The organism is Bacillus sp. RB3 (genome assembly GCF_030164735.1).
Lineage (GTDB): Bacteria > Bacillota > Bacilli > Bacillales > Bacillaceae_G > Bacillus_A > Bacillus_A cereus.
Genome location: NZ_JASNGE010000076.1, coordinates 1 through 3,017, shown reverse-complemented (window position 1 = coordinate 3,017; position 3,017 = coordinate 1). Strand labels below are relative to the sequence as shown.

Below are 3,017 nucleotides of genomic sequence, written 5' to 3'. Positions count from 1 at the left end.
GCATATTCCTTCAAAACTAGATAACATTGCTACATATTATATGGTTAAGTCCTCGATCTATTAGTATTCGTCAGCTCCACATGTCACCATGCTTCCACCTCGAACCTATCAACCTGATCATCTTTCAGGGATCTTACTAGCTTACGCTATGGGAAATCTCATCTTGAGGGGGGCTTCATGCTTAGATGCTTTCAGCACTTATCCCTTCCGCACATAGCTACCCAGCTATGCCCTTGGCAGAACAACTGGTACACCAGCGGTGCGTCCATCCCGGTCCTCTCGTACTAAGGACAGCTCCTCTCAAATTTCCTACGCCCACGACGGATAGGGACCGAACTGTCTCACGACGTTCTGAACCCAGCTCGCGTACCGCTTTAATGGGCGAACAGCCCAACCCTTGGGACCGACTACAGCCCCAGGATGCGATGAGCCGACATCGAGGTGCCAAACCTCCCCGTCGATGTGGACTCTTGGGGGAGATAAGCCTGTTATCCCCGGGGTAGCTTTTATCCGTTGAGCGATGGCCCTTCCATGCGGAACCACCGGATCACTAAGCCCGACTTTCGTCCCTGCTCGACTTGTAGGTCTCGCAGTCAAGCTCCCTTATGCCTTTGCACTCTACGAATGATTTCCAACCATTCTGAGGGAACCTTTGGGCGCCTCCGTTACACTTTAGGAGGCGACCGCCCCAGTCAAACTGCCCACCTGACACTGTCTCCCGGGTCGATAAGACCCGTAGGTTAGAATTTCAATACAGTCAGGGCGGTATCCCACCAGCGCCTCCACCGAAGCTAGCGCTCCGGTTTCAATGGCTCCCGCCTATCCTGTACAAACTGTACCAAAATTCAATATCAGGCTACAGTAAAGCTCCACGGGGTCTTTCCGTCCTGTCGCGGGTAACCTGCATCTTCACAGGTACTATAATTTCACCGAGTCTCTGGTTGAGACAGTGCCCAAATCGTTACACCTTTCGTGCGGGTCGGAACTTACCCGACAAGGAATTTCGCTACCTTAGGACCGTTATAGTTACGGCCGCCGTTTACTGGGGCTTCAGTTCAGAGCTTCGCTTACGCTAACCCCTCTCCTTAACCTTCCAGCACCGGGCAGGTGTCACCCCCTATACTTCGCCTTACGGCTTCGCAGAGAGCTGTGTTTTTGCTAAACAGTCGCTTGGGCCTATTCACTGCGGCTTTCCGTTAAGAAAGCACCCCTTCTCCCGAAGTTACGGGGTCATTTTGCCGAGTTCCTTAACCAGAGTTCTCTCGCACACCTTAGGATTCTCTCCTCGCCTACCTGTGTCGGTTTGCGGTACAGGCACCTTTTATCTCGCTAGAAGCTTTTCTTGGCAGCGGGGAATCAAAGACTTCGCTCCATAAGGAGCTTCCCCATCACAGCTCAGCCTTTATGATAAGCGGATTTGCCTACTTATCAGCCTAACTGCTTGGACGTGCACAACCAATCGCACGCTTCTTCTATCCTTCTGCGTCCCTCCATTGCTCAAACGATAAAGAGGTGGTACAGGAATATCAACCTGTTGTCCATCGCCTACGCCTGTCGGCCTCGGCTTAGGTCCTGACTAACCCTGAGCGGACGAGCCTTCCTCAGGAAACCTTAGGCATTCGGTGGACGGGATTCTCACCCGTCTTTCGCTACTCATACCGGCATTCTCACTTCTAAGCACTCCACCAGTCCTTACGGTCTGACTTCACTGTCCTTAGAACGCTCCCCTACCACTGATACCATTGGTATCAATCCGCAGCTTCGGTGGTGTATTTAGCCCCGGTACATTTTCGGCGCAGAGTCACTCGACTAGTGAGCTATTACGCACTCTTTAAATGGTGGCTGCTTCTAAGCCAACATCCTAGTTGTCTAAGCAACTCCACATCCTTTTCCACTTAATACACACTTTGGGACCTTAGCTGGCGGTCTGGGCTGTTTCCCTTTTGACTACGGATCTTATCACTCGCAGTCTGACTCCTAAGGATAAGTCATTGGCATTCGGAGTTTGACTGAATTCGGTAATCCGATGAGGACCCCTAGTCCAATCAGTGCTCTACCTCCAAGACTCTTACACTTAAGGCTAGCCCTAAAGCTATTTCGGGGAGAACCAGCTATCTCCAGGTTCGATTGGAATTTCTCCGCTACCCACACCTCATCCCCGCACTTTTCAACGTGCGTGGGTTCGGGCCTCCATTCAGTGTTACCTGAACTTCACCCTGGACATGGGTAGATCACCTGGTTTCGGGTCTACGACCACGTACTAAACGCCCTATTCAGACTCGCTTTCGCTGCGGCTCCGCCTCTTCAGCTTAACCTCGCACGGGATCGTAACTCGCCGGTTCATTCTACAAAAGGCACGCCATCACCCGTTAACGGGCTCTGACTATTTGTAGGCACACGGTTTCAGGATCTCTTTCACTCCCCTTCCGGGGTGCTTTTCACCTTTCCCTCACGGTACTGGTTCACTATCGATCACTAGGGAGTATTTAGCCTTGGGAGATGGTCCTCCCAGATTCCGACGGAATTTCACGTGTTCCGCCGTACTCAGGATACATTCAAGAGAGAACGAAGTTTCGACTACGGGGTTGTTACCCTCTACGACGGACCTTTCCAGGTCGCTTCGTCTACCTCGTTCCTTTGTAACTCCGTATAGAATGTCCTACAACCCCAAGAGGCAAGCCTCTTGGTTTGGGCTATGTTCCGTTTCGCTCGCCGCTACTCAGGAAATCGCATTTGCTTTCTCTTCCTCCAGGTACTTAGATGTTTCAGTTCCCTGGGTCTGTCTTCCTTACCCTATGTATTCAGATAAGGATACCATACCATTACGTATGGTGGGTTTCCCCATTCGGAAATCTTCGGATCAAAGCTTACTTACAGCTCCCCGAAGCATATCGGCGTTAGTCCCGTCCTTCATCGACTCCTAGTGTCAAGGCATCCACCGTGCGCCCTTTCTAACTTAACCAAACTAAAATTAAAAAATATGAGCTACACTGTTATCTAGTTTTCAAAGAACATAC

General features: G+C 51.0%; 1 rRNA gene. It reads right to left on the bottom strand.

Going from position 1 to position 3,017, the window contains the following annotated elements:
* Nucleotides 1–40: 40 nt before the first annotated feature.
* Nucleotides 41–2,962: ribosomal RNA gene (locus tag QO049_RS30300) — 23S ribosomal RNA — on the bottom strand.
* Nucleotides 2,963–3,017: the final 55 nt, after the last annotated feature.